Annotated in this window: 22 protein-coding genes and 1 pseudogene; 15 read left to right on the forward strand and 8 right to left on the reverse strand. The window is 68.3% G+C overall.

The window, feature by feature from the left end; translation table 11 throughout:
- Positions 1–710 precede the first annotated feature (710 nt).
- Positions 711–1,334, reverse strand: a complete 624-nt coding sequence (locus tag ABZ420_RS00005) for a riboflavin synthase (protein ID WP_357115405.1) — start codon at positions 1,332–1,334, stop codon at positions 711–713.
- A gap of 564 nt (positions 1,335–1,898) precedes the next feature.
- Here ABZ420_RS00005 and ABZ420_RS00010 point away from each other — a divergent pair.
- A complete protein-coding gene (locus ABZ420_RS00010; RefSeq protein ID WP_357115408.1) occupies positions 1,899–2,369 on the forward strand; it encodes a hypothetical protein in 471 nt (156 codons plus the stop codon).
- 6 nt (positions 2,370–2,375) lie between these two features.
- On the opposite strand, the gene rpe is transcribed toward ABZ420_RS00010, so the two are convergent.
- Positions 2,376–3,032 (reverse strand): ribulose-phosphate 3-epimerase, encoded by a 657-nt coding sequence (gene rpe, locus ABZ420_RS00015; protein ID WP_062973652.1) that lies wholly within the window; start codon positions 3,030–3,032, stop codon positions 2,376–2,378.
- A gap of 96 nt (positions 3,033–3,128) precedes the next feature.
- Here rpe and ABZ420_RS00020 point away from each other — a divergent pair, with 96 nt between their 5' ends.
- A complete protein-coding gene (locus ABZ420_RS00020) occupies positions 3,129–3,551 on the forward strand; it encodes an anti-sigma factor (protein ID WP_040867498.1) in 423 nt (140 codons plus the stop codon).
- Positions 3,551–4,432, forward strand: a complete 882-nt coding sequence (locus ABZ420_RS00025) for an RNA polymerase sigma factor SigF (RefSeq protein WP_357115411.1) — start codon at positions 3,551–3,553, stop codon at positions 4,430–4,432. Before ABZ420_RS00020 ends, ABZ420_RS00025 begins: the two co-directional genes overlap by 1 nt.
- Before the next feature lie 6 nt (positions 4,433–4,438).
- On the opposite strand, the gene ABZ420_RS00030 is transcribed toward ABZ420_RS00025, so the two are convergent.
- The 4 genes from ABZ420_RS00030 to def form a co-directional block, all read right to left on the reverse strand.
- On the reverse strand, positions 4,439–4,645 hold the full coding sequence (locus tag ABZ420_RS00030; RefSeq protein ID WP_357115414.1) for a hypothetical protein: 207 nt from the start codon (positions 4,643–4,645) through the stop codon (positions 4,439–4,441).
- A gap of 54 nt (positions 4,646–4,699) precedes the next feature.
- A complete protein-coding gene (locus ABZ420_RS00035) occupies positions 4,700–5,995 on the reverse strand; it encodes an RsmB/NOP family class I SAM-dependent RNA methyltransferase (protein WP_357116419.1) in 1,296 nt (431 codons plus the stop codon).
- A gap of 359 nt (positions 5,996–6,354) precedes the next feature.
- The gene (gene fmt, locus ABZ420_RS00040; RefSeq protein WP_357115417.1) at positions 6,355–7,278 is read right to left on the reverse strand and encodes a methionyl-tRNA formyltransferase; all 924 of its coding nucleotides are present in this window, start codon (positions 7,276–7,278) and stop codon (positions 6,355–6,357) included.
- Complete coding sequence (gene def, locus ABZ420_RS00045) at positions 7,278–7,844, reverse strand: peptide deformylase (RefSeq protein ID WP_357115419.1); 567 nt, start codon at positions 7,842–7,844, stop codon at positions 7,278–7,280. The genes fmt and def overlap by 1 nt, the downstream gene beginning before the upstream one ends.
- A 399-nt stretch (positions 7,845–8,243) precedes the next feature.
- On the opposite strand from def, the gene ABZ420_RS00050 reads away from it, so the two are divergent.
- From ABZ420_RS00050 to ABZ420_RS00080, 7 genes are all read left to right on the forward strand, one after another.
- Positions 8,244–9,074, forward strand: a complete 831-nt coding sequence (locus ABZ420_RS00050) for an LLM class F420-dependent oxidoreductase (protein ID WP_357115422.1) — start codon at positions 8,244–8,246, stop codon at positions 9,072–9,074.
- Positions 9,075–9,339: 265 nt separating this feature from the next.
- Positions 9,340–9,717 (forward strand): VOC family protein, encoded by a 378-nt coding sequence (locus tag ABZ420_RS00055; RefSeq protein ID WP_357115425.1) that lies wholly within the window; start codon positions 9,340–9,342, stop codon positions 9,715–9,717.
- Positions 9,718–9,902: 185 nt separating this feature from the next.
- Positions 9,903–10,532 carry a TetR family transcriptional regulator gene (locus tag ABZ420_RS00060; RefSeq protein ID WP_357115428.1) on the forward strand — a complete coding sequence of 210 codons (630 nt, stop codon included), beginning with the start codon at positions 9,903–9,905 and terminating at the stop codon, positions 10,530–10,532.
- Positions 10,533–10,927: 395 nt separating this feature from the next.
- Positions 10,928–12,193, forward strand: coding sequence for a helix-turn-helix domain-containing protein (locus tag ABZ420_RS00065; RefSeq protein ID WP_357116421.1), 1,266 nt, complete (start codon positions 10,928–10,930; stop codon positions 12,191–12,193).
- A gap of 95 nt (positions 12,194–12,288) precedes the next feature.
- Entirely contained in the window at positions 12,289–13,671 is a 1,383-nt protein-coding gene (locus ABZ420_RS00070; protein WP_357115431.1) for an AarF/ABC1/UbiB kinase family protein, read from the forward strand.
- Positions 13,672–13,765: 94 nt separating this feature from the next.
- The gene (locus tag ABZ420_RS00075; RefSeq protein WP_357115434.1) at positions 13,766–13,912 is read left to right on the forward strand and encodes a hypothetical protein; all 147 of its coding nucleotides are present in this window, start codon (positions 13,766–13,768) and stop codon (positions 13,910–13,912) included.
- A 39-nt stretch (positions 13,913–13,951) separates the two neighbouring features.
- Complete coding sequence (locus ABZ420_RS00080) at positions 13,952–14,929, forward strand: NAD-dependent epimerase/dehydratase family protein (RefSeq protein ID WP_357115437.1); 978 nt, start codon at positions 13,952–13,954, stop codon at positions 14,927–14,929.
- Between the two features lie 32 nt (positions 14,930–14,961).
- Here ABZ420_RS00080 and ABZ420_RS00085 read toward each other — a convergent pair whose 3' ends face one another.
- Positions 14,962–15,525, reverse strand: coding sequence for a PadR family transcriptional regulator (locus ABZ420_RS00085; RefSeq protein ID WP_357115440.1), 564 nt, complete (start codon positions 15,523–15,525; stop codon positions 14,962–14,964).
- A gap of 122 nt (positions 15,526–15,647) precedes the next feature.
- On the opposite strand from ABZ420_RS00085, the gene ABZ420_RS00090 reads away from it, so the two are divergent.
- Together ABZ420_RS00090 and ABZ420_RS00095 are read left to right on the forward strand one after the other, a co-directional pair.
- Positions 15,648–16,064, forward strand: coding sequence for a nuclear transport factor 2 family protein (locus tag ABZ420_RS00090; protein WP_063052284.1), 417 nt, complete (start codon positions 15,648–15,650; stop codon positions 16,062–16,064).
- Entirely contained in the window at positions 16,061–16,945 is an 885-nt protein-coding gene (locus ABZ420_RS00095; RefSeq protein WP_357115443.1) for an SGNH/GDSL hydrolase family protein, read from the forward strand. The genes ABZ420_RS00090 and ABZ420_RS00095 overlap by 4 nt, the downstream gene beginning before the upstream one ends.
- A 29-nt stretch (positions 16,946–16,974) precedes the next feature.
- Here the strand turns inward: ABZ420_RS00095 and ABZ420_RS00100 are convergent, their stop codons facing one another.
- A complete protein-coding gene (locus tag ABZ420_RS00100) occupies positions 16,975–17,409 on the reverse strand; it encodes an RICIN domain-containing protein (RefSeq protein ID WP_357115446.1) in 435 nt (144 codons plus the stop codon).
- 286 nt (positions 17,410–17,695) lie between these two features.
- Between ABZ420_RS00100 and ABZ420_RS00105 the strand changes: the two genes are divergently transcribed.
- The 3 genes and pseudogenes from ABZ420_RS00105 to ABZ420_RS00115 all read left to right on the forward strand — a co-directional run bounded on the left by ABZ420_RS00105 (position 17,696) and on the right by ABZ420_RS00115 (position 19,900).
- On the forward strand, positions 17,696–18,052 hold the full coding sequence (locus ABZ420_RS00105) for a hypothetical protein (RefSeq protein WP_357115449.1): 357 nt from the start codon (positions 17,696–17,698) through the stop codon (positions 18,050–18,052).
- Positions 18,053–18,075: 23 nt separating this feature from the next.
- Positions 18,076–18,181: pseudogene (locus ABZ420_RS00110) on the forward strand (NAD(P)-dependent alcohol dehydrogenase); the annotation flags it as partial.
- A gap of 261 nt (positions 18,182–18,442) precedes the next feature.
- Complete coding sequence (locus ABZ420_RS00115; RefSeq protein WP_357115452.1) at positions 18,443–19,900, forward strand: NAD(P)/FAD-dependent oxidoreductase; 1,458 nt, start codon at positions 18,443–18,445, stop codon at positions 19,898–19,900.
- The last annotated feature ends 11 nt before the right edge of the window (positions 19,901–19,911 follow it).

A 19,911-nucleotide genomic window follows, 5' to 3' on the forward strand; every position in this document is an offset into this window, starting at 1 on the left:
AGCGGTGGTTCGGCGGGTAACTCCTCGGCGGGCGGTTCGCCCTCGACCGGCGGCTCATCGAGCGGGCGCCCGCGCGAACGCGAGCCGGGCCGCGAACGGCGCATGCTCGGTCTCGCTTCGCTCGAAAGCCGGAGTGTGGTTGAGCCGGTTACTCGATGCCGTTATCACCGGACCCGCAGGTTCGCCGCATTCCGGCGCCTCGTGGGCGGAGGGCCGGCGCGGGCCGACGGTAGTGAGTAGGCAGCACGACGGCTCCTCGGCCGCGAGCTGGGCCGACTTGCTTCCCGCGGGAATCGGAGTGAGATCCACCCGGTTACGCGAAGTCGCTTTCACCTGACCCGCAGGTTCGCCGCATTCCGGCGCTTCGTGGGGCGGCGAGCGGCGGAGGCTATTACTACGGGGTGGGGGTTCGGGCTTTTCGGGTGTGAGCCGATCCGCGTCTCCTTTGTGTCCGTGCGCACCCCGAACTGGGGGCCATTCGCGGCTATCGGGGCGCGGGCGCGGGAATCGTTCGGATGCGGGCTGAGGCGCGGACCATGCCCGCTCGGTCTCGGTGGCCGCGGCGACCGGGATGGAGCAAACCCGACCGCGCCGGACAGTGGTCACCGCTCCCGCGCGCACAGCGCTTCCCGGCAGCCGAGGCCGGAGGAGCGCGCTCGCCGTCGCGCGCCCTCGTCCGGCGTGGGCGGGGACGAGCGGGGCGGTCACGGTCAGCCGCGCTGCTGGAGGCGTTCGACGTATTTGGCGATCACGTCGACCTCCAAGTTGACGGTGGTGCCGACGGTGGCGAAGCCCAGGTTGGTCAGAGAGAGGGTGGTGGGGATGAGCGAGACCTCGAACCAGTCCCGGCTGCCGGTTTCGGCGGGGTCGTCGGAGACGCCGAGTCCGGAGACGGTGAGCGAGATGCCGTCGACGGTGATCGAACCCTTCTGCACGACGTAGCGGGCGATGTTCTCGGGCAGCGAGATCCGCACCACGTCCCAGTTCTCCGAGGGAGTGCGCGAGAGCACGGTGCCGGTGCCGTCGACATGGCCTTGGACCAGATGCCCACCGAGCCTGCTGTTCAACGCCGCGGCGCGCTCGAGATTCACCTTGGCACCGACGTCCAGTTTGCCGATGCTCGAGCGGTTGAGTGTCTCGGCCATGACGTCGACGGTGAACGAGTCGCCGCCGGTCACCTCCACGACGGTCAGGCACACCCCGTTCACGGCGATCGAATCACCGTGCCCGGCATCGGAGGTCACCAGCTTGCCCTTGATCGTCAGCCGCGCGGCGTCGGTCAGCTGCTCGCTGGCGACGATCTCGCCGAGTTCCTCGACGATGCCTGTGAACATGTGCCCTGACTCCCTGTCGCGTCGTTGTCGTCCGGTTGCGGAACAGCGCGGGGCCCGGCCGATATTCCCGCGCCCACTCAGCCTAATGACGCGGGGGCGGCCGGAGACAGCGGCGCTCCGGAGCGGAACGGCGTACCGCTGATCGCACCGTAAGCAGACCGGGGGGCGGGCCGAGGCGCGCGGAACCGGCCGGTCCCATCGAATATGGAAAGAAATATGTCCACATAGGCCGCGAAACACCGTGGCGCACGGGATCCGATGACTATTCGGCGGTAACAGACATACCGCGCGTATTTATTTACCCCAGGGGGAGTTTGCCGATCCTTACTCGATACCCGAAAGAAACACGCTTATAACGCAGATTCCGCGCTCCGACGAGAGCGGAAGCGATATCGTTACGCGGCCGACTTCTCGCGTTCAACTATTCCGCCCAAGCAGTTCGATGGGGTGCTCTACCAGGTCATACGGCGGACGACCGGGAAGCCTGTCGCACGATGTCCACTCCTCGAGAAAGCCGGAGAACACAGTGGAACAAATTGGGTCGGACACAGCCGGGGGCGCGGTGTGACCACATTTCTCGATTCGACGCCGGAAGTTCGCTGCTCACGGTATCGGCGCGAATTCCAGTTGCCCGCATCGATGGATCCCGGTTCGCATCGCATTCTCCTGCACATTGGCGTCGACTACGGTGCCGTCACCATGCCCGCCGAACTCGGCGAGCAGGTACTGCGACAACTCGTCCAGGACGGAATCGCGGGCCCGGTCGTCGACCATCCGCGGGCCAGGCACTGGACCTTCCTCACCGGACCCGCCGGGCCCGACGCGATCAGCCCCGCGGTCTCGGCCGAACTGTTCCGCCTGTACGCGGCGGTGGCCTGCGCGGGCAGCCAGGTCGTGCTGCCCTCACCGGAGGACGAGCGCACCGGCTACCGCGTGTGGATCCGGTCGCCCGAGGCCGGGTCGCGCCGCCCGTCGATCAGCGCGATGATCGAGACGATCCGCGCGGTCGCCGCACGACGGACGCGGGCCGGATAGACCCGATCAGCGCGCCCACGCCGAGGCCGCCTGATCGCGCAGCTTCTGCACGGTGGCCCCGGGGTCGGCGGTGCTGTACACCGCGGAACCGGCGACGAAGCAGTCCACTCCCGCCTCCGCGGCCGCCTCGATGGTGTCGGCGTTGATGCCGCCATCGATCTCCACCAGCAGCCGCAGCTCGCCGGAGTCGACCAGGTTCCGCACGATGCGCGCCTTCTGCAACACCTCCGGGATGAACGACTGCCCGCCGAAGCCCGGTTCCACGCTCATCACCAGCAAGGTGTCGAAATCGCGCAGGATCTCCAGGTACGGCTCGATCGGTGTGCCGGGCTTCACCGAGAGCCCCGCTTTGGCGCCCGCGGCGCGGATGTCGCGCGCCACCGCGATCGGATCGTCGGTCGCCTCCGCATGGAAGGTCACGTTGTGCGCGCCCGCCTCGGCGTACGGCGGCGCCCAGCGGCCCGGATCCTCGATCATCAGGTGGCAGTCCAGCGGGATCTCGGTCGCCTTCAGCAGGCTCTCCACCACCGGAAGGCCGAGGGTGAGATTCGGCACGAAGTGCGCGTCCATCACATCCACGTGCAGCCAGTCGGCGCCTGCGACGGCCTTCGCTTCGTCCGCGAGATGCGCGAAGTCGGCGGACAAAATGGACGGGGCGATCATCGGAACGGCCGGACGCGGGTAAGTCGGGTTGGACACAACGCCGGAGTCTAACGGTCGCCGGGGTTGCCCAGCGCGGGAGTGGGTAGCCTGCATAGGGTGATCAATATTTCGGCGGAACAGGGGCTCTACAGCACCCCGGTGGAGATTCGGGTGGCGGCGTCGGTGACACAACTGCCCATCGTGCGTGGGCTCGCCGAAACCCTCGTCCTACTCAGCGAATTCACGCTGGACGAGGTGGCCGACATCCGGCTGGCCGTCGACGAGGTCTGCTCGACGCTGATCGCGGTCGCCGCCCCGGAAACGAGCCTGAACTGCCGGTTCACCGTCGGTGACACCGAGTTGCTCGTCCGGGTCGAGGGCATCGCGGAGAAGCCGGGACTGCCCGACCAGCGCAGCTTCGGCTGGCATGTGCTCCGTACCCTCACCGACGCTGTGGACGCTACCCAGGATTCGTACGACGCGGCGATCTCCGGATATCCGACAACGGTCGAGTTCCGTCGGGTCCGGGGGAAGGCGTAGTGGCGGACGAGGAAACCGTGTTCGATGCACAGCGCGACGAGGACGCAGACACGCTGACCACAGAGGACACCGAGGACGCCGTCGACGCCGTCGACGCCGAGGAAACCCTGGAAGCGGCGGGAACGGTCCCCGGCTACGACGACGTCGGATTGCTCTTCGAGCAGCTCGCGGCCAGCGAGAACGGGACGGCGCGGCACGCCGCGCTCCGCGCGGAGCTGATCAGCCGCTGCATTCCGCTCGCCGACCACATCGCCCGCAAGTTCAGTGGGCGCGGTGAGCCGTTCGATGATCTGACCCAGGTGGCGCGGGTCGGCTTGGTGCACGCGGTGGATCGTTTCGACGTGGAGCGCGGCTCGAATTTCCTGTCGTTCGCGGTGCCGACCATCATGGGCGAGGTCCGCCGGTATTTCCGCGACAACACCTGGGCGATGCGAGTGCCGAGACGGGTCAAGGAGACTCATCTACGCATCGGCGCGGCGATCGACAGTCTCTCCCAGACCCTCGGCCGCTCCCCGACGGCGAAGGAGATCGCCGCGGAGCTGGACGTCGATCCGGACGAGGTGACCCAGGCGGTCATCGCGGGCAACGCCTACCAGCCGAGCTCGATCGACGCGGCCACCCTCGGCCGTGACACCGACGCCTCGCTGCTGGACACTCTCGGCGAGGAGGAGTCCCAGTTCGATCGGGTCGAGGAGTACGTCGCGATCCGGCCGCTGCTGGCCGGGCTGCCCGAGCGGGAACGGCGCATCCTGACGATGCGGTTCTTCGAATCGATGACCCAGACCCAGATCGCGCAGCAGATGGGCATCTCCCAGATGCACGTGTCGCGCATCCTGGCGAAAACCCTTGCCCGTCTGCGGGAACAGTCCAGCCGGGAATGAGCGCGTTCAGCGGCTCTCGCGCTCGCGGAGCTCGCGCACCTTCGCCGGAGCGGTGCGCCACCACGCCAGAACGAGACCGCCGACGGCGTCGCTGCACAGTCGGGCGAACCCTTTGCCTCCGGCCTTCAGCGCCGGGCTGCGCCACCAGGTGGACTCCTCCACCTCCGGGAGCCCGGTCGCCATCCTGACCACGTCTTGCCAGGTCATCGTCATGCGCCGAGTGTGCGCCAAGGCCACACGTCCGGCTTGGACGAATGGAACGCCGCTTCAGCGCGGCTTGCGCAGCGCGGCCAGGAACATGGCGTCGGTGCCGTGCCGGTGTGGCCACAGCTGCGCCCCCGGTCCGTCCCCGACATCGGTGACCCCGGGCAGCAGCTCGCGGGTGTCGAGTTGCTCGGCGCCGAGGCGGCGCACCGCGTCGGCCACGATCGACACCGTCTCCGGCAGATGCGGCGAGCACGTCGAATACACCACGACACCACCCGGGCGCAGCAAATCCCATGCGGCGGAGAGTAATTCGCGCTGCAGGACGACCAGTTCGCGGACGTCCGCGGGGGTGCGCCGCCAGCGCGCCTCCGGCCTGCGGCGCAGCGCGCCGAGCCCGGTGCACGGGGCGTCCACCAGGATGCGGTCATAACCCGGGGTCAGTCCGCTGGCGCGGCCGTCGACGACGTGGATGTCCACCGGCAGGTCGCGCACGGCCTTGCGCACCAGTTCGGCACGGTGCGCGGCGGGCTCGACCGCGTCCACCCGGAAGCCGTCGATCGCGGCGATCGCACCGAGTAGCGCGGCCTTGCCGCCCGGTCCTGCGCACAGGTCCAGCCAGCGACCGGTGTCCGGTCCGCCGAGTTCGGCCCTGGTCAGCGCCAGCGCCACCAGCTGGCTGCCTTCGTCCTGTACGGCCGCCATGCCCTCGCGCACCGGCTCGAGTTTGCCCGGGTCACCGCCGTCCAGGTAGACCGCGTACGGCGACCAGCGGCCCTCCTCGCCGCCGGTCACCAGCGCGAGTTCCTCCGCGGTGATGTCGCCCGGGCGGGCCACGAGATGCACCAGTGGCCGAGCGTCGTCGGCGGCGAGCACCTCGCGCAACTCCCCCGCGCGCGCTCCCAGCGCGTCGGCGAACGCCTGCGCGATCCAGGCCGGGTGCGCGTACTCGAACGCCAGCCTGCCGACCGGATCGGCGGGCGCGAGCGCCTCCACCCACTGTTCAGGGGTCTTCTCCCCCGCCCGCCGGAGCACGGCGTTGACGAATCCCGCCTTGCCCGCGCCGAATTCGGAGCGCGCCAATGCCACCGAGGTGTCCACCGCTGCGTGCGCGCCGATCCTGGTGCGCAGCAGCTGGTAGACGCCGAGCCGGAGCACGTCCAGCAGCGGTCCGTCGATCTCCTCGATCGGCCGGCCCGCCCCCGCGGCGATCACCGCGTCGAGCAGGCCCAGCGACCGGCACGCGCCGTAGGCGAGTTCGGTCGCCAACGCCGCGTCCCGGCCCGACAACCCCAGGTCCCGCAACAGCGGGGGCAGCACGAGGTTGGCGTAGGCGTCGCGCTCCCGGACCGCTCGCAGTACATCCCTCGCGGCCGTCCGCGGCGGATCGGCGGGCTCTTTACGATGCGGTCGCCTGCCCGCGGCGGCTTTGGACCCCGCGGACGGACGCCCGGCGGCGAAACGATCCGACCGGCCCGTCGCCGCGCGTTGTCCCGCGGCGCCGCGCCCTTCGTCGCGATCGCGACCGCGCGCCTCGGCTCGCCCGCTGCCTGCCCGCGGATCGGCCGCTCGTGACCGTCCCGCGCCGGCGCGGTCCTGCCGCGGGCCACCCTGCGCACCAGGCCGACCGGCCTCGCCGGAACGGTTCGGCGCGGACTCACGGTCGTCGCGCCGCCGGTCGCGGGCGTTGTCGTCACCGGGTCGATTGCCGCGCGGCGTCATTCGACCACCGCGCCGGGCTGCAGGCGGGCCCCGCGCGCCCAGTCGAGCGCGGCCATCATGCGCTTGCCCTGCGGCTGCACCTGATCCAGCCGCACCGCGGTGGTGGCGGTGCCGACGAACACGCCGGACTTGCGCACCTCGATGACGCGTTCGGGCAACTCCTCCTCGACCAGCTCGACCGGTCCCAGCTTCAGCCGCGTGCCGCCCACCTCGGTCCAGGCGCCGGGAGCCGGGGTGACCGCGCGAATCCGCCTGCTGATGGCCAGGGCGGGTTGGTCCCAGCGCACATGCCCGGCCTCGACACCGACCTTGGGCGCGTACGAGACGCCGTCGGTGGACTGCGGGACGGGCTGCAAGGTCCCGTCCTCCACTCCGTCGAGCGTCGCTTCCAGCAGGCGGGAGCCGCTGTCGGCCAATCGCTGCAGCAGGGCGCCCGCGGTATCGGTGACGGCGATCTTCTCGGTCACCATGCCGAAAACCGGGCCGGTGTCCAACCCGGCCTCGATCTGGAAGGTGGAGGCGCCGGTGATCTCGTCGCCCGCGTCGATCGCCGCCTGTACCGGCGCCGCGCCCCGCCAAGCGGGCAGCAGCGAGAAGTGCAGGTTGATCCAGCCGAAGCGCGGGATGTCGAGCACCGGCTCGGGCAGCAGCGCGCCGTAGGCGACGACAGGGCAGCAGTCCGGCGCCAAGTCGGTGAGCTGCGCCAGGAATTCCGGCTCCGACGGACGACGGGGAGTGAGCACCGGGATGCCGTGTCGGTCGGCCAGCTGACCGACCGGCGACCTGGTCACCTTCCGGCCGCGCCCTGCGACCGCGTCCGGCCGCGTCACCACGGCGATCACCTCGTGACGCGCCGATTCCAGCAGACGCCGCAGCGACGGGACCGCCGGTTCCGGGGTACCCGCGAAGACGACGCGCATCAGCGGCCGGCCCCGAACGGGTTGGGCCGGCCGGAGCCGCTCATCGAGCGCGCGGGACGCACGGTCAATCCCGCTGTGAACCAATCGGATTCGCGGATCACCCGCATCGCCTCCTTGCGCTGGGCCGGGTCGAGACGGTCGATGAACAGCACCCCGTCGAGATGATCGGTCTCGTGCTGCACGCATCGCGCGAGCAGGCCTTCCGCCTCGAAGGCGACGGGCGCGCCGTCGACGTCCACACCGGACGCTCGCACACGCAAGGTCCGGCGCGTGTCGTAGCGCACGGCGGGGATCGACAGGCAGCCTTCCGGCCCGACCTGCTCTTCGTCGCCGACGACCTCCCACTGCGGGTTCACCAGATGCCCCGAAGCGTCGCCGGTGTCGTAGACGAACACGCGCAGCCCGACCCCGATCTGCGGCGCGGCCATCCCGACCCCGCCGTCGTCGTGCATGGTCTCGGTCAGGTCGGTCACCAGCTGCCGCAGATCGCGGTCGAACGCGGTGACCTCCGCGGCGCGGGCACGCAGAATGGGATCGCCGAACAGGCGAACGGGCTGGATGGTCACGGCTGGCTCCCGGAAGCGGACGAATACGGTCGCCCCATTCTAGTGAGACACCCGGAAATCCCCGATTCGCCGGCCGGAAGCTGGTAGAACTCCTATGCGGTCCGGGCGGGGTGTCGATCCCTCCGTCCGGCCGCCCGGAAAAGGCCTGGTCAGCGGCCTGTCGGTAACACCTGACCTGCTTCTCACCCGCGGCTTCACAACACGTCGCCGCATGTCAGGACAGAGCGTAACGGGATTGCGGTGACGGCGTCACCACCCTGGCGGGTTCGCTACTCGCGGATTGATGTGCCAATGGTCCGACTGGCGCGGACTGCCGGCGCTGCGGTCCACCGGCACCGGCTTGGTCGAATCGAGAACGGTATCCGGAACAGGCAACCTCACAGAAAGGTTGGGACATTCATGACGATCGACGGTCTCGGACGGTTCGGAGCATGGCGCGGATACAAGGGGTTCGCTCCCGAGGACGCCGCCGAACTGGAGAAGCTCGGCTACAGCGCGTTGTGGCTCGGCGGGTCACCGCCCGCTGACCTGCCGGTGGTCGAATCGTTGCTCGAGGCGACGCGGACGCTGATCGTCGCCACCAGCATCGTGAACATCTGGACCGCCCCTGCGAACACCGTCGCCGAATCATTCCACCGGATCGAACAGCGCTTCCCCGGTCGTTTCCTGCTCGGTATCGGCGCGGGCCACCCAGAAGCCAACAAGCCGTACCAGAAACCGTACGACGCGCTGGTGCATTACCTCGACGAGCTCGACACGGCCGGTGTACCGAAGAACCGGATAGCGCTGGCCGCGCTCGGGCCCAAGGTGCTCGAACTGTCGCGCACGCGCACCGCGGGCGCGCTGCCGTATCTGGCCCCGCCGGAACACACCGCGCAGGCACGCAAGATCCTCGGCTCCGCCCTGCTGGTCGCGGAGCAGAAACTCGTGCTCGACGACGACCCCCAGCGGGCACGCGAGGTCGGCAGGCAGATGGTCGATATGTATCTCGGGCTGCGCAACTACGTCTCGAACCTGCGGCGTCTCGGCTTCTCCGAGGAGGACGTGACCAAGCCGGGCAGCGACCGTCTCATCGATGTGCTCGCGGTGCACGGCACGCCCGTCGAGGTCGCCCGGCAAGTAGTCGAGCACCTGAAGGCGGGTGCCGACCACGTCGCGCTGCAAGCTCTGGGCGAGGACTACCTCGGTTCGCTGCGCCGACTCGCGCCACTGCTGACGACGGCCGAATGAATCAGATCCAGAACCGTCGCACGGTGGGCACACCCGAGTCACGGAGGCTTGGCCGGCTTCGCCCGATGGGCTACGCTGTGCGGCGATGACTACCGGGAGGGCCTTGCGCCACACACGGATTGGTTACCCGGTGCTCTTCTGAGCGCCGTTCGGGCCTGCCGCGGCCCGAACCAGCCATTCGATCGAGGACCTCGCGCCGGTGCGCGGGCCCCACCTCCGTCGTGATGATCACACGCTGCACAGATCGATCACGACAGGAGAAATCATGCCCGCACGCTTCAACCACACCATCATCGCGGCCAAGGATCGCCACGAGTCCGCGGCCTTCTTCCGCGATATCTTCGAGTTCGCCGAAGCCCCTTCGTGGGGAGTGTTCACCAACCTGCTCTGCGAGGACGGTGTGCTGCTGCAGTTCGCCGAACCACCGGTCGAGGACATCCAGATGCAGCACTACGCCTTCCTCGTCGACGACGAGCTGTTCGAACGAGCCTACGGAAAGCTGCGTGAGCGGGGTATCGAGCACGCGGCCGACCCGTTCTTCCAGCGGCCGGGCACCACCAACACCGAACACGGCGGACGCGGGGTCTACTTCCGCGACCCGGCCGGGCACGGGATCGAGATGATCACCCGGCCATATCTGTGACCTGCCGCCGATATCGTTGCGACCCTGCGCTTTGCGCTTCGCCCAGCCGGGGTCGCGACACGGCTCCATCGAATTCCGCGCGGCATCGCGGAGCTCGGGAATCCACCTCGTCGTTACGCCGACGGCAGCGCTGACGCTCAGTAACATGAGCGTTGCTCATTTTCCATGATCAGCAGGAGGGCGTGATGCCGCCTAAGGCTGTCGGTCAGCGCCGTCGTCCGACGCAGGAGCGTGCGAAGGCGACCAGGGAGCACATCCTCGATACGGCCGCGCGGCTGTTCGGTGAGCGCGGTATCGCCAACACCTCGACCAACCGGATCGCGGTGGAGGCCGGTGTCAGCATCGGAACGGTCTACCGCTACTTCGCCGATCGCGCCGTCCTGGTCGAGGAGTTGCTCGAGCGGCTGCTCGAGACCATCGAGCGGCGCTTCACGCAGCAGGTTTTCAATCTGTCGGAGAAATCGATCCCGCAGGTCGTCAGCGATGTCCTCCAGGTGATCACCGCCGAACTGGTCGCGAACGCGCAGTTGGTTCGCGCGCTGGTCGGCGGAGTGCAGTTCTACAGCAGTGGTATCCCGGAATTCGAGCCACGACTGCGTCTGCTGGTCAAGGTGATGTTGATCCAGATCCTCGGCCCTGGAGACGATCACGAGTACGACGTGATGACCTTCGTCATGATCAACACCGGATTCGCGGCAGTCCTGCGCGCGTCGGCTCTGGATGTGGACAGCCGGGCCCGCGCGGAGGCAATCGATATGACCGGGCGGATGATCGGCGCGTGGATGGAGGCCGAAGCCGAGGCCGCCGCCGTCTGATCGACGCGGCGTCCTTCGGCACGGTGACGATTCCGTCTGCCGTCGTGGGTGCAGCGCGTGGCCGCCTACCGATCGGACAGCACCGGGCAGGCACTTCCCCCAGCGATCGGACGACTGTCCACGTGCGGGACGCGGAAAGTGAGCGGATCACCAGGTTCTGGCTCCGGAACACTCCCCCAGGCTACGGCCGCGGTCTCTATTCCTCCTGCTTATCAGCTGTTTTCGTGGTCCTCGGCCGACCGGCCGAAAGCGGAGTAGTAGCTGATCTAGGACTCGGATTACCGTTGAGGACAGGGTGAACAACCGGTAACGCCGAGGCGCCGCACGGTTGCTTCCCCGGGCGGTTCGAGCTTGGACGTGGCCGCGGATGCGCGGTGGCGAGGAGGTCACACGTGATGATCGAAGACATCGCTCATCCTGCGGTCGATCCGGAGGGGCAGCCGGTCATCCGGCCGCTGCACGATGTGCACAGACTCGCGCGCGAAGTGGTCGCACACGTCGCGGATACGGCGGCGCCCTGCCGCACGCTGCCGGGTGGCGCGGTCGGCGCCGACGTCGCCGAGGTGGTCCGTGCGTGCATGCGGTGGGCCATCCAGCGATTGGACGGGCAGGCGGTGCCGGACCGCATCGACGGTTTGCAGGTCGCGGCAGCGGGATGGGCGCGCGAGGGGATCCCGGTCGACGCCGTCCTGCACGCGGTTCACGTGGGGTTCAAGTTCGGGCTCGGCTTGCTGTTCGGCGACCGCGGATCCACGCATCGCATCGACATCGCCACCGGCACCGCGGCCGTTGTGGAGCTGTTGAATCTGCTGACCTCGACGGTCAGCAAAGCCTACGTCCGCGAATACAAGGCCATCGCCGCCGAACACCACACCGCGGTGCATACCCTGACCTCAGCGCTGCTGGGCGGGCACGCGACATCCGCGATGGCCCGCGAATGCGGAATACCTCTTGCCGACCAATATTTCGTGCTCGCCCTCGCCGTGCCCGCACACCCCGACGAAACCCACCCCCGGCTCGACAGCCAGGTCGTCGCGCGGCGCAAGCTCCGCCGCCTCCAGGCCGCCCTCGCGGGCCTGTTCGACGACCGAGCACTGTCGCTGCTGTCGGTCGACGGGGGAACCATCCTCATTCCCTGTACCCGGCCCGGAGATCCCGGCGACGACATAGACCTCGACAAGGTCGTCGCGACACTTTCCGGCGCCGCGCAAGTGCCGGTCACCGCAGGCGTCGTGTGCGCCGGTCCCGACGAGGTCTCCGCCGCGGCTGTCCAAGCGCACGAACTGCTGGACACAGCGCAACAACTGGAACGTGGACCAGGGCTGTACAGGTTCCCCGAGCTGGCGCTGCACTATCAACTGACCCGCCCCGGAGTCGGTCGAGACCAGCTCCGCACACACCTCGCCCCACTGATGGACCATCCGGAGCTGTTGGAGACCCTGCGGACTCATCTCGACACGGGTATGCACCGCTTGCGCACCGCGCGGCTACTGCATGTTCATCCGAACACCGTCGATTACCGGCTGCGGCGCATCGCGCAGCTCACCGGCTTCGACCCCGCCGACGGCAGAGGCCTGTGGTATCTGCGGTCGGCGCTCATCGCCTCGGCCGTCGGCGACCTTCCGAGCGAGGTACCGGCCGGCAGCCGCCGCCCGGCCTGAAGAAGCGCCCCACCGGTCGACAGACGGCGGTCGGGCTACGAAGAATACGGACGTGCGGCATCGGGGCGGCACGAATGCTCATGGAGGTGCATGCGGTGGCCGGACGGGTACCCAAAGGTCGCCTGGCGAGAAGTGGCCGCCTCGGCGGCCTGGCCGCCGGCCAGGCGGTACGCGGGGTCGGGACCCGGCTGTCGATGATCGGCAGAACCGAGGAAGCCCGGCGGGTTCTCGCCGAGCGCTCGACGTTGCAGACGGCGCAGCAACTCGTCACGGTGCTCGGCGCCATGAAGGGCGCGGCGATGAAGCTGGGGCAGATGCTGTCGGTTCTCGAGGTCGACCTCGTGCCCGAATCGCACCGTGAACTGTTTCGCACCAAGCTGGCCGAACTGCGGGATCGCGCGCCGGTCGCGCCGTTCGCCGCGATGAGGCAGGTGATCGAGGACGAGCTCGGGCCATTGGCGCGCGTGTTCGCCGACTTCGACGAAACACCGATCGCCGCGGCGTCGATCGGGCAGGTGTATCGGGCCCGGTTACGCGACGGACGCACCGTGGCGGTCAAGGTGCAATACCCGGGGGTGGACGCGGCGATCCACGCGGACATGCGCAATCTGGAAGTGCTCAGCAAGCTGTGGAAAACCGTCCTGCCGAGCGCGGCCGACACCGCCGTGCTGGACGAGATCGCCCGCAACATCGGCAACGAACTCGACTACCCGCGCGAAGCCCGGACCCAGCACCGGGTAGCGATGCGCTACCGCGACCACCCCTTCATCACCGTCCCCGACAGCATCGAAGAGCACTGCACGCGAAGCGTTCTCGTCTCCGAGTACGTCGAGGGCGGTGATTTCCAGCGGATTCGAGCATTGCCCGCCGCCGATCGAGACCGCTTCGGCGAGTTGATCTACCGCTTCTACATCAGTGCGCTGTTCAGCGACAACGAGTTCTGCGGCGACCCGCATCCGGGCAACATCCTGCTCGCCGCCGACGGCCGGCTGGCGTTCGTCGATTTCGGGCTCTACGACCACATGGACCCCGTGCACGTGGACTTCGAGCGCGCGTGTCTGCGGGCCGCCGGTGAACACCGCGCACGAGACCTGTACGACGCCTGGGTCGGACGCGGCATCATCGACCCGGACGCGGGCGTCACCACACAAGAATGCCTCGATTATGTGTGGGCCGCCGCGGGATGGCATCTGCTCGACGAACCGATCACAATCACACCCGAGGTCGCCACCGGCGCGGTCATCCTCGCCATCGACCCGCGAGCCGCCGAGTTCAAAGGTATGCGCCACCAATTACTCCCGGCCGAGCACGTCTTCTCCCGCCGCGCGGACCTGTTCACCTTCGCCGCCCTCGGCCAGCTCCACGTCACCAACAACTGGCATCGACTCGCGCGGGAGTGGCTCTACCACGAGCCCGCCACCACCGACATCGGCCAGGCGATCGAGCAGTGGCAACGCGACCGGGAACACCGAGCGTGACTCCCGACGGCACCGGACCCGCGCCTCGAACGGCACCCAACGGATCTGCGCGCGCACTCCGCGTGAAGTCCACGCCGATGGGTAGCCCACGGGCGTGACCGAACCCGGAAACGAGAACGCACCCGAACTGGGCGACCAGACCGACACTTCCCACCCTGCCGACATGGACCTCCAGACCCGCGAAACCCCCGAGGACGAGGACGTGAACGAAGAGGCGGGCACCGTCGAACCACCCGACTGAGCACGGTTTCACCCACGGCGGCCGGGGAATCCTGGCCGCATGGGTATCACTGTCGCCGTCACCGGGCCGACCGGCGAGATCGGCATCTCCGCCGTCTCCGCACTCGAACACGACCCGGCGGTGGACCGGATCCTCGGAATGGCCCGCCGGCCGTTCGACCCTGCCGCACACGGCTGGACCAAGGCCGAGTACCGTCGCGGCGACATCCTCGACCGCGCCGCCGTCGATGCCTTGGTCGCGGATGCCGACGTGGTGATCCATCTGGCGTTCGTGATCATGGGCTCGCGGGAGGAGAGCGCGCGGGTGAATCTCGCGGGCACCCGCAATGTCTTCGAGGCGACGGTGGCCGCCGAGCGGGTCCGCCGCCTGGTCTACACGTCCTCGGTCGCCGCCTACGGCTACCACCCGCGCAATCCCTCCCCCATCACCGAAGACGTTCCGCCCGATGGCTCGCCCGAGCACTACTACTCCGAGCAGAAGGCCGCGTGCGAGGCGGCGCTCGCCGAGATCACCGCCGGCTCCGGTCTCGAGGTGTTCGTGCTGCGCCCGTGCATCGTGGCCGGCCCGAAAGCGCCGGCTCTGCACGACCTGCCATGGGAGAAGCTTCCCGGCCCGCTGCGCGCTCTTGCCCGCTCGAACCCGTTGTTCAAACCGGTGATTCCCGACCCGGGCCACCCACTGCAACTCGTCCACCACGACGACGTGGCCGCCGCCATCGCGCTGGCCGCCACCGCGCAGGCGCCACCCGGCGCCTACAACATCGCGGGCGACGGCACCCTCACCCTGTCCGAGGTGGTCGCCGCGCTGGGCGGCAGGCCGGTGCGCGTTCCCGCGGTCACCGCCACCGCCGCGTCCGCCGCCCTCGCCCGCCTCCCGTTCATGCCCGCCACGCTCGAATGGCTGCACATCGTCCGCACTCCCGTGGTCATGGACACCAGCCGCGCGAAGCGGCAGCTCGGCTGGGAGCCCGTGCATACCTCCGCGGAGACCCTCGCGGCACTCGCCGCCACCCGCTGAGCCGCTCCGGGTCCGCACGTCGTCGCGGATCGCTACGCGTGCGCGGCCATCCGCCGGTCGATCACCAACAGGGCGAACTCCGCCCAGCGGACGTTCTCTTGTTCGAAGGAGATGCCACGCAGCAGGGTGAGATACGGGCCGACTCGTTCGGCCTCGGCGAGATACGCCTGTTCGCTGCGGCCGTTCAGCAGCCGGATGCGCAGCCGTTCGTATCGCGCCAGTTTCGCCTTCGACCAGTCCAGGCGCTCGGCCACCGTGGCGCGCACCGCCGCGGCGTCCTCGACGTCCATGCCCTGGACCTTCACCATCATCTCGTCGCGGATGGCGGTGGGTTTGGCGGGCTCTGCGGCGAACTCGTGCAGCGCCGCCCGTCCGGCAGGGGTGATGGCGTGCAGGCGCTTGTTGGGGCGGCGCTCCTGGTGAACGATCCGGGTCTCGATGAGACCGTCGGCCGCCATGCGTTCCAGTTCCTTGTACAGCTGTTGGGGCGTGGCCATCCAGAAGTTCGCCACCGAAGCGTCGAACCCCTTGGCCAGGTCGTAGCCGGACGCCTCGCCTTCCAACAGGGCGGCCAACACCGCGTTACGTAGCGCCATCCACCCAGGTTAGCACCGCAGGTGAATATTCAATTAGTTGTCCTATGAGCCCTAGACATCGCGCATGAACCGCAACTACTGTTCAGTTGACCTATTCAACTTCTTGAGTATGCGAGGTGCACATGCATCCCTTCCGGGCAGCCGTGGAGGCCCGCGACGAGGCCGCCATCGAGGCACTACTGGCCGACGACGTCGTGTTCACCAGTCCTGTCGCGTTCAAGCCCTACCCGGGCAAGGCCATCACCGCCGCGATCCTGCGCGCGGTGATCCGGGTCTTCGAAGACTTCCGCTACGTGCGCGAGATCGCCGATGCCGACGGCCGCGATCACGCGTTCGTCTTCGAGGCCACCGTCGACGGCAAGCAGCTGACCGGCTGCGACTTCCTGCATTTCGACGATGACGGCAAGATCGACGACTTCACCGTCATGGTGCGCCCACTCTCGGCCGCACAGGCCCTGGCGGCGCGGATGGGCGAGCAGTTCGAGCGCATCAAGGCCGAAGCCACCGCCCAGCTCGAGGGTGAGGCGAGCGGAGCATGAGCGACTACGACGCCGTGGTGGTCGGCGCGGGCAGTGCCGAGCCGACCGCCGCGGCGTTGCAGCGTGCCGACGCTCGCACACCTGCGACCCGCGGCGGTTACTCGCGGTATGTCGCTCTCGGCGACAGCCAGACCGAAGGCGTCGGCGACGGCGACGACCGGATCGGAGTGCGCGGCTTGGCCGACCGCCTCGCCGAACGGCTCGCCCAGGACAATCCCGATCTGCACTACGCCAATCTCGCGGTCCGCGGCAAACTCGCCCGGCAGGTGCACGCCGAACAACTCGATGCCGCACTCGCGCTGCGACCGGACCTCGCCACCGTCATCGCCGGGGTCAACGACCTCCTGCGACCGGGATTCGACGCCGACGAGGTCGCAGGCCACCTGGACACCATGTTCGCCGCGCTCACCGCGCAGGGCGCGGTCGTGGCCACGGTGACCTTCCCCGACATCGCGCGCATCACCCCCCTCGCCCGGCCGCTCAGCACCCGCGTCACCGCGCTCAACCTGCGCATCCGCGACTCGGCCGCGAGCCACGGCGTCGTCGTCGCCGAAACGGCGCGGCACGCCGTGGTCACCGATCCCCGTCTCTGGAGCCCCGATCGGCTGCACGCCAGTCCGCTCGGGCATCAGCGCATTGCCGACGCTCTGGCGCACGCGCTGCGGCTGCCCGGCGCCGACGACGGCTGGACCAGCCCCGTGCGGCCATCGCTGGCGGCACGAGGCCCGGCCTCCGTGGCCGCGCACGAACTGCGCTGGGCGGCAACCTTTCTCGGCCCATGGCTACGACGCCGGGTCACCGGACGGTCCTCCGGTGCCGGCCGCACCGCCAAGCGCCCCCGGCTACGCCCGGTTCGCGACCACCGGAACCCGACGGAATAACCGCGATCGGGGCGGCGAAACCGCGCCGGTCATACTTTTCTGAATATCCACTTCTCCCGTTCGCTTTCTCGATTGACCAGCAACTGCGGTTGATCGTTCTGGATGACGCCGATGACGAATTCGTCGTCACTGGTGGCGATCGGGGATATCTCGGGGAACTCGGGCATATCCCAGCCGCAATGCTCGTCGGCGCACAGCAACCGCCCATTCGCACGATTCGCCGCGAGGTGCCCGCCGGTTTTCTTGTTGACGATGTCGAAGTCGCCCTCTTCGGGATTGGCCGGGCACGTCCACAGTTGGGCCTCGTCGTCGGCGGCGCGCTGTCGCATGGTCACACTGTCCGCGCTGCCGTCGACCGCGAGCGCTTGGCCGGTTTCATAGTTGATGATTTGATATGTGGTGGCAGTCTTCTCAGCCATGGTCTCGTCCTCACTGTGTGAGCGCACCGCTACCGAGCTCGACACCGCCGGTGACGCTGCGCTGATCTCGTAGTCGTCGTCCGAGGCGAATCGCCGGGAGCAAGTACAGCAGAATCGGCGCCACGCCGGAGCGAATTCCATCAGCCGTGACCTGATCGCTGTCGTCTCCCGCCGCTCGATCCGGAATCGCGCGCTATTTCATCCGAAAAAGGTGAGGGAAGCCCCCGTCGCGTATTCATATGCTGCGAAGCGGCGCGAGAAATACTGCCATCCACCGACGTTCGCGCCGATTTCTCGGACTCCGTGTGCACGATCCGAAGGGAGACGACCGATGACCGGAACCGGCATGGACGCCAAGCGAAAGAACGTACCTCTGCCATCGCTGACCGAGGGGACGCCTGCCGAACGAAGCTCGCTCGGCTGGTACAAGCTGTACAACGACACGGATATGCATGTCTCGATCTACCGGCAAGAATGGGACAAGCCCAAATCGCTGTTCATTCTCGCTCCCGGCCAGACCAGCTCGGAATACGAGGCCGGGCACGAGATCTACATCCTCTGGATAACGAACGTCGGCACCGAGTCGACGCCCATCACCTGGGACAGTTCCGGCGGGTTCAGCTGCGAGTACGTGCAGAGCGGCTACACGCAATCGAACCAAGTGAACAACGTCAGTTCCTTCCTGTAGGTGACGGCCACGGAGGTATCGCGATGAAGGCCCCGCAGTACCGGACCATCGGGTCCGCCCGAGCTGGTCACCGTGCCCGACCCGGAGCCCGGTCCCGGGCAGGTGCTGCTGAAGGTCTCGGCGGCGGGTGCGATGTCCTGGCCGGAGAGCGCTGCCGAAACTGTGCCGGGTTCCACGGCGGTGGTCATCGGCGCGAAGTGCTCGAGCTCGCCCGAGCGGGCGCGGTCAGCTGCGCGTCGAGACCTTCACCATGGACGAGGAGCCGCTGGCCTACCAGCGGTTGCACGAGGGAAAGGTCGGCCGGATCAGCCGCCGATGTGGCCGAAAGTGTGGATTTTCTGACCTCAGGTGTTTGGTATAGGTCTTTGTCGAGGTCATAGCGTTGTCGCCATGAGCACACCTTCGATCGTCATCATCGGCACCGGATTCGGCGGGCTCGGCATGGCGATGGAACTGCAGCGTGCGGGCCTGCACGATTTCACGATTCTGGAGCGGGCCGAGGACGTCGGCGGCGTCTGGCGAGAGAACACCTACCCGGGCGCGGGCTGCGACATCCCCTCGCCGCTGTATTCCTATTCCTACGCGCCGCGCATCGACTGGCCGAAGCGATTCTCCCAGCAGCCCGACATCCTCGCCTACCTGCGCGGCATCGCCCACGATCACGACCTGCTGCCCAAGATCCGCTTCCGCAGCGAGGTCACCGAGGCCGAGTTCGACGACGCCACGGGCCGGTGGACCGTGCGCACCGCCGACGGCGACCAACTGACCTGCGACGTGCTGATCTCCGCGGTCGGGCAGCTCTCGCGGCCCGCGCTGCCGAACATTCCCGGTGTGGAGAGCTTCCGTGGCACGGCCTTCCATTCCGCCGAATGGGATCACGAGGCCGACCTGACCGGCAAGCGGGTGGCGGTGATCGGCACGGGCGCCAGCGCGGTGCAGTTCGTGCCCGCGATCGCGCCCTCGGTAGCGCATCTGACGCTGTTCCAGCGCTCGGCGGCGTGGATCATGCCGAAGCCGGACGTCGAGTACAAAGCGTGGCATCATCGCGCCTTCCGGCTGCTACCGGTCACCCGCCTCACCGAGCGCTTCGCGTTCTGGCTGTTCTGCGAGTTCCTCTCCCTGGGCATCGTCGACGTGCCGGTCATCCGCAAGCTGGTGACGCGGATCGGCCTGCGGCATCTGCGGCGTCAGGTGGCGGACCCGGGTCTGCGGGCCCAGCTGACCCCGGATTATCCGGCCGGCTGCAAGCGAGCGCTGTTCTCCAACGACTACCTGCCCGCGCTCACCCGGTCCAACGTGACGGTGGAGACCACCGCGATCACCGAGATCACCGCGGAGGGCGTGCGCACCTCCGACGGTGCGCTGCACGAGGTGGACGCCGTCATCTACGGCACCGGGTTCAAGGGCACTGAATTCCTCTGGCCCATGCGGATCTCGGGCCGGGGCGGTCGCAAGCTGGCCGACGAGTGGTCGCAGGGCGCTCGGGCGTATCAGGGCATCGCGATGCCCGGCTATCCGAACTTGTTCCTGATCTACGGCCCGAACACCAACCTCGGTGTCGGCTCGATCGTCTACATGATCGAATCGCAGGCCCGCTACATCCGCCAGGCCGTCCAGCGTCTCGCCGAACGCCCGGGGCACGTGCTCGAGGTGCGTCCCGAAGTCGAGGCCCGCTTCGATCTCCTGCTGCAGCAGCGTCTCGACCGCACGCCGTGGAACTTCTGCTCGAGCTGGTACCGCAACGCGGCCGGGCGGATCACCAACAACTGGCCGGGCACCGTCACCAGCTACCGGTGGCGCACTCGCAAGCTCGACGCCGCGGACTTCGAAGCGAGGAAAGTCGCTTGACCCGGCCCGCC

Source organism: Nocardia sp. NPDC005745 (genome assembly GCF_040630775.1).
Classification (GTDB): domain Bacteria; phylum Actinomycetota; class Actinomycetes; order Mycobacteriales; family Mycobacteriaceae; genus Nocardia.